Annotated in this window: 7 protein-coding genes and 1 pseudogene; 2 read left to right on the forward strand and 6 right to left on the reverse strand. The window is 55.6% G+C overall.

What is annotated here, in order from left to right:
- Window positions 1–33: 33 nt before the first annotated feature.
- From FBZ99_RS20825 to FBZ99_RS20845, 5 genes and pseudogenes are all read right to left on the reverse strand, one after another.
- The gene (locus FBZ99_RS20825; protein WP_113388624.1) at window positions 34–312 is read right to left on the reverse strand and encodes a DUF2934 domain-containing protein; all 279 of its coding nucleotides are present in this window, start codon (window positions 310–312) and stop codon (window positions 34–36) included.
- A gap of 161 nt (window positions 313–473) precedes the next feature.
- Window positions 474–1,046, reverse strand: coding sequence for a cysteine hydrolase family protein (locus FBZ99_RS20830; RefSeq protein WP_145634661.1), 573 nt, complete (start codon window positions 1,044–1,046; stop codon window positions 474–476).
- Between the two features lie 26 nt (window positions 1,047–1,072).
- Window positions 1,073–1,321 carry a hypothetical protein gene (locus tag FBZ99_RS20835; protein WP_145634663.1) on the reverse strand — a complete coding sequence of 83 codons (249 nt, stop codon included), beginning with the start codon at window positions 1,319–1,321 and terminating at the stop codon, window positions 1,073–1,075.
- A 41-nt stretch (window positions 1,322–1,362) separates the two neighbouring features.
- Window positions 1,363–2,163, reverse strand: a complete 801-nt coding sequence (locus FBZ99_RS20840) for an SDR family NAD(P)-dependent oxidoreductase (RefSeq protein ID WP_145634666.1) — start codon at window positions 2,161–2,163, stop codon at window positions 1,363–1,365.
- Between the two features lie 14 nt (window positions 2,164–2,177).
- Window positions 2,178–3,346: pseudogene (locus tag FBZ99_RS20845) on the reverse strand (zinc-dependent alcohol dehydrogenase).
- A gap of 1,123 nt (window positions 3,347–4,469) precedes the next feature.
- Between FBZ99_RS20845 and FBZ99_RS20855 the strand changes: the two are divergent.
- Window positions 4,470–4,853 (forward strand): response regulator, encoded by a 384-nt coding sequence (locus FBZ99_RS20855; RefSeq protein ID WP_173004554.1) that lies wholly within the window; start codon window positions 4,470–4,472, stop codon window positions 4,851–4,853.
- A 404-nt stretch (window positions 4,854–5,257) separates the two neighbouring features.
- Window positions 5,258–5,641, forward strand: a complete 384-nt coding sequence (locus FBZ99_RS20860) for a response regulator (protein ID WP_113388618.1) — start codon at window positions 5,258–5,260, stop codon at window positions 5,639–5,641.
- Window positions 5,642–5,652: 11 nt separating this feature from the next.
- Here FBZ99_RS20860 and FBZ99_RS20865 read toward each other — a convergent pair.
- Window positions 5,653–6,087 (reverse strand): sigma factor-like helix-turn-helix DNA-binding protein (locus tag FBZ99_RS20865; protein ID WP_145634670.1); only part of this gene is annotated, 435 nt, incomplete at its 5' end.

Below are 6,087 nucleotides of genomic sequence, written 5' to 3' on the forward strand. Positions count from 1 at the left end.
AAGCGTTCGACCGATTAGAAGAAGTAAGCCATCTCACTTGTTCTCGGAGGCAAGCTCTCCTGGCTTGAATCTCCCTGGCTTGGCTTCTTGTGAGGGAATGGCATCCGACGACGTGGGAGCTGGGCGGGTTTCATCCTCCGACTCCGGCACCACGCCGGCATGATGGTCATCAGACGATGTTTTCGGGAGATCTTCGTCACGGGCCCTTAGCTCACGTTCCGCATCCAACCAATGGCGCAATTCCTGCCCATTCGGCTTTCCCTCCATTTCCCACCTGGCATAGGCAGCCTTTCTGATGTCCTCTTTTGTCATCGGAGAGCCCTTTCGCAGATACCGACATCCAACTGCGCCGGAGCCGCGGAGTTCCCGAATGGACCATGTCCTCAATGAATCCGGTCGGCGATCGATCATGGGAAATCCTTCTGTATTTATGCTGGCTCATGCGCAGGGGGTCGAGCTAGCCGTCACCGTTATCATTCCGCAGACAGAAACTCTTCGACCGTCACAATTTTGGCCTGTACCGAAAATAGCCTTTCAAACAGCGTAAGCGCTGCGTCGTGCGCATCGTCATCACCACTGCAGACGGCATCCCTCAGGATGATAACGCCATAACCGAGATCGATGGCGCCAAGTACCGCGGCCAGGACGCAGACGTCCGTCTCTCCCCCGCTTATGACCAGAGTGTCGACGCCTTGACGGGACAATATCTGATGGAGACGACCATCCACCCACGGCGAATAGGTGAATTTGTCAAATATGCGCGCCGGCGGTGTCAAGGCTCGAAAGACTGGAAGCACGTCCATCAACTCTTGAGGCAGCTTGCTGGCGGTCATCATGTCCCATTTCTCGTAATAGGTCCGCCATTTGCCTGGCATGATGTCCGGCTGTGTTGGTGGCATGAAGCGCGTGAAAATCGTCCGCTCGGGAAATCGCCCCACCACCTCCACAACCTGATCCAGCGTGCGGGCCATCCAGGGCACCTGCCAGGGTGTTGGTTCAAAGAACATGCATTGCATGTCGATGCACAAATGCAGCCAGGTTTTCATCCCGCCATCATCCAGCAAACAGGAATTCAGCCGCGATATTTGCCCTCGTTCATGTCACGCGGATCATAATTGAGATCCCAGTCCTTTTCGGGTTCTGCCGATCCTGGTGGGGTCTTGTTTACGGTTGCATCGCTGGAACCGGTAATGACCCTTGGCTTGGCACTCGCGACACCGTCACTCTGACTGCTATGCAACAGCTTTCGATACTGACCTTTGGCGTCCTGAGTGGGATCTCCCCTCTTTTTTCCGCCTGGATTATTGTTCGACTTGGCCATTACGAATACCTCGCTTGCTTGTCGGACCTCATGGACGCTGATTAATTTTCGGCCGAGCCCGGGCGGGCCGTTTTTGCATGCTGGTGCGCCAAGATGCTGGCCGGTGTTATGTTCGCCACCGCGGCTTGCAGCTTGTTCTTCCAGCCGCTCACGACATCCGCTTCACCGTCCATCATCGCATCGAAGCCGATCCGGGCGACTTCCGCGGGATTATCCTTCTTGGCGTGGCCAATTTCCGTGTCCATCAAGTCGGCCCGCTTAAAGAAATTCGTGTCCGTTGCCCCAGGCATCAGGCAACTGACCGACACGCCGGTACCCTTCAATTCTTCGCGCAGAGCGAAGGAGAAGCTATTGATAAAGGCCTTGGTTCCATTGTAGATCGCCTGGTAAGCGCCTGGCAGGAACCCGGCAATCGAGCCGGTCAGCAGAATGCGGCCATTGCCGCGGCTTCTCATCTGATTTCCGATGTGCTGGATCAGATACACGGTTCCGACGATATTGGTATCAATGACCTTTCTGACGCGGGTAAAGTCTTGATCGAGAAATTGCCGGCCCAACCCCTGTCCGGCATTTGCCATGAGCAAATCGACGGGCCGACCGGTCGCGGCGATGTTCGCCAAAAGCGTGTCGACCCCGGATGGTGTCGAAAGATCGGTCTGCACCGCTTGCACCGCGCCGCCAAACTTTCTGAGCTGCGCGGCCGCGGTTTCGACCTCGCTCTCGTCGGCCGCCACGATGAGATTGTAACCTTCCGCGGCGGCGCAGGCCGCCAGTTCATAACCGATGCCGCTAGAGGCGCCAGTGATGACAGCCAGTCCTTTTTCCAAAGCCCGTTTGGCCATAAGCCTGCTCCTTCTCAAGGTTTGAGCACGACTTTCACGCAACCGTCCTGTTTGTCGCGAAAAAGCTTGTAAAGGTCGGGCCCATCTTCCAGGGTCCCGCGGTGGGTAACGACGAAGGAAGGATCGATTTCGCCCTTTTCGATACGTCCATCAACATGGGCAGGTAATGTTGCACCGGCGTCTGCGCCATCTTGAAGGTCAGGCCTCTATTGATCGCCGATCCCATTGGAATCTTGTCAAGATATCCGCCATAAACGCCGACGATCGATACGGTGCCGAAGTTGCGGCAACAATGGATGGCCTGGCGCAAGACGTGGGGCCGGTCCGTACCCATGAAGGTCGCCACCTTGATGCGATCCCATCTGGAATCCCAACTGGCGGAAGCCTCGGCCTCGGTTCCCACCGCGTCAATACATGCATCGGCACCACGTCCTCGGGTCATTTCCATGATGCGGTCATAGACATCTTCTTCCAGGAAATTGACCGTCTCAGCGCCGCCAGCTTCAGCCAGCAAAAGACGCGCTGGAACGGTATCGATGGCGATAACGCGTTCAGCACCTAGCAGGAAAGCCGATCGAATGGCCATTTGACCTACCGGGCCACATCCCCAGATCGCGATCGTATCGCCTTGCTGAATACTGCAGAATTCCGCCGCCATATAACCGGTCGGGAAGATATCGGAGAGAAACAGCACCTGTTCGTCATCCAGCCCATTTGGAACCTTGGCTGGCCCGACGTCGCCATGGGGAACGCGCAGATATTCGGCCTGACCGCCGCTGTAGCCGCCAAGGAGGTGAGAATAGCCGAACAGGCCGGCTGGCGAATTTCCCCAAAGCTTCGTTACCTTCGAACGATCGGGATTTGTCCGCTCGCAACCTGAGAAGAAACCGCGCTGGCAAAAGAAGCATTCGCCGCAGGCGATCGTGAAGGGAACGACCACGCGGTCTCCGACGGCTAACCTCGAGATCCCTTTGCCGACCTCAACGACCTCCCCCATGGTTTCATGGCCGATGATATCACCGCTTTCCATGGCGGGCATCACGCCATCATAGAGATGGAGGTCGGAACCGCAGATGGCGCACGCGGTTACCTTTATGATGATGTCGCGTTCATCGTCTAACCGAGGATCGGGAACACTCTCGCACCGTATGTCATGCTTGCCGTGCCAGGTCAGTGCTTTCATCGGTTCCTCCAACATCTCGATCCTGCGCCAAACAGTCGGCCTGCGGCGATGTTCCCAGGCAACTAAAATTTGGCGGCCGGAGTTCACGACCGGGCAACCGATGGGATACTGGCGCACCCTCGCCGGTATCGATTTGGGGAGATGTTCGACTGTTGCAAATTTCCGACATCCGCAAAGCCTGATTTGAAAAAGGAACTTTCGAGTCGGAAGGAGGTTTGGATGTGAAACGCTGGTTTCTAGCACAGGGAAGTGCAGTCATGGCCGTCTTCGAAAAGGGAAAATTCGGTGCTCTGATTGCCTATATCATATTGGCGGTGCTTATCGGCTGCGTACTTGTCGCGGGAGCCCTTTTCTTTCATCGACATGAGCCACAACGGCCCGGTCAGCCCTCGCCCCATGCCCTGGATCAATCCCAATAGTATGAAGAAAAGCCGCTGACCGCACGATCGCGATTGGCGTCTCCCACCAGACGCGCCATGAATCCAATCCAGCCCAGCGGCCTTTGAATTCATGACGCGCCTCAGGAGGCGGCTCGCCAGCGGATTTGCGAGCCAGGAGGGACCGGCGTTGACTTCCCTCCGGCGGTCGAACCCTCATGAGCGGGATTTGTTCCTGAATGGAGATAAATATCGAACCGATACCGTGCGGATAAAATGCCGCGCAGATCACGCTCGGCTTCAGGCGCGAAAACCCAAGGCTTTTGGTCCGCCAGCAGCGCAAGATCTTCCAGACAGACTGTCTCGCCGCGGTTCCTGAATCAAGGGCGATCCTTCTTGAATTGCCCACCGTCTCAAAACGGAGATCTCGTTCAACGGGTGAATGACCGTGCTGGGATCGGCGGCCGCGCACTATTGCAATTGACTTCAGTTACACGTCCGAGGATGTTCAAAACGCCTCGGCCAGCATTCGCCGCATGCTCTGGACCAGTTTCGCCGGTGTCGTCACCATTGGTGCGAAGCAGCGCAGGCGGTACCGCCGGCTACTTACTGATAAATGCAGGTTTTGAGGCAACCTTCCGTAGCCCTGGAAGTTGGGAGGAAATGGAGGCCGAGGCGGTTCAAAACACTGTACAGTCAGGCAAGGAGTTTGTAGGTCGTCTTGGTCCTGACGTGGAAGCGATATCATGGTTCGCAGCTACAGCAAGATGTTTGCGGGCAAGCGGGTACTCATCGTTGAAGATGAGTATTTGCTGGCCGACGAAACGCGCCGCCAGCTCAAGAAGTTGGGAGCGACCGTCATTGGCCCCACCGGTCGTGTTGACGTTGCTCTGGAACTGATTGATGACGAGAAGATAGATGTTGCTATTCTCGATATATATCTCGACGGAGAACTGGTGTTCCCAGTTGCGGAGAGACTACAGGAGCTCAATGTCGCATTCATCTTTGCTACTGGATATGATCCTTCCATCGTGCCCGCGTCGTTCAAGGGATTTTTATTGAACGAAAAGCCGTTCGAATTGGAGAAGATCGCACAAGCGCTATTTGGTCCGCGCCCTAACGGCATGTAAAATAAAGTGTCGCATTCAGATCTTGCACCCCATTTGACGGCGGTGTGAACCGCCGCCGATGAACTGGGAGGGCTGGATGTCATTTCCCCTCCGTCAGGTCGAGGCAACATGTTCGACAGTGTGCCTCAAAGCAGACGAGTATCACGTCCCGCGCCATTGGGGCTTCATGGTTGTCCACGGCGTGCCGCCGCGCTCAATTTGATCTCTATGTCAAAAAAGCGGACATACAGTTCGAAAGGCTTTGTCCCCCCACTTCATTCGACACATGGATCTTTGCTGGCTTGAAGGTAATCTTCTGACCGCACAGCTCGCTCGGCCGCGTTGATGCGCGACGACCGGCTTCGCATTCACTTTGAATTCACGCAGAGCGAACTATGATCGCATAACCTGAGCTAGGCTGGCCAATGAGCGATTCGACACCTGCGTATAGTAAAATGTTTTCCGGCAAACGGCTCTTGATCGTCGAGGACGACTATTTCCTTACAGAACGGACAAGCCGGAAGTTATGTTCATTGGGAGCTATTCTGATCGGCCCGATGACCGATGTCCCCCACGCTCTCGATTTGATCGAAAGCAATCAGGTGGATGCCGCGATTATCGACATTCGGCTTGATCCAGATCTTGCGTATGCGATGGCTGAAGCGCTTGAGGAAGTTGGGCTTCCCTACGTATTTGCCATAGCGGATAACCCGCCTCCGCAATTTCCCGGCTTCGTCCTACGCGAAAAAGTTGATGATATCGAGCATATCGCCATGGCGCTGTTCGGTGCGCGACGGCTGGATGTCTGAGAACCGGAATCTCAGTAAAGGTCCTCATCAAGCTGCTCCGCGAGCTGCTGACGAGCTCGGTTGATGCGACTTTTTACGGTGCCAATCGCACAACCGAACTTCGTGGCGGCATCTTCGTAGGAGCGGCCTTCGATCACCACATACTCCAGCACTATCCGATAGTGTTCCGGTAGGCGGTTGCACGCCCGCTGCAGTTCCTTTGCACGGACTGTCCATTCCTGCGACGCTGGTGCGACGCCAACGTCTGATATGCATTTTTTGTTACCCGGAGCCTCGCGTTTGGCGATGCGGAACTTTGTGCAGAATGTGTTGCGCATGATGGTGAATAGCCACGATTTCAACCGAGTATCGGTAAGCGCGATTTTCCCCGCACCTTCTGCAATTGAGTGAGCTTTGGCATGAGGTGTCCACCAAAATAGGTGGACACCAAGTGATGGAAGAAGGTC

This window comes from Rhizobium sp. ERR 1071 (genome assembly GCF_007828675.1).
Taxonomy (GTDB): Bacteria; Pseudomonadota; Alphaproteobacteria; order Rhizobiales; family Rhizobiaceae; genus Rhizobium; species Rhizobium dioscoreae.

Coding starts and splice junctions, on each gene's coding strand:
- FBZ99_RS20860 (WP_113388618.1), top strand. CDS start 5,258: ATGAGCGATTCGACACCTGCGTATAGTAAAATGTTTTCCGGCAAACGG.
- FBZ99_RS20825 (WP_113388624.1), bottom strand. CDS start 312: ATGACAAAAGAGGACATCAGAAAGGCTGCCTATGCCAGGTGGGAAATG.
- FBZ99_RS20830 (WP_145634661.1), bottom strand. CDS start 1,046: ATGAAAACCTGGCTGCATTTGTGCATCGACATGCAATGCATGTTCTTT.
- FBZ99_RS20840 (WP_145634666.1), bottom strand. CDS start 2,163: ATGGCCAAACGGGCTTTGGAAAAAGGACTGGCTGTCATCACTGGCGCC.
- FBZ99_RS20835 (WP_145634663.1), bottom strand. CDS start 1,321: ATGGCCAAGTCGAACAATAATCCAGGCGGAAAAAAGAGGGGAGATCCC.
- FBZ99_RS20855 (WP_173004554.1), top strand. CDS start 4,470: ATGGTTCGCAGCTACAGCAAGATGTTTGCGGGCAAGCGGGTACTCATC.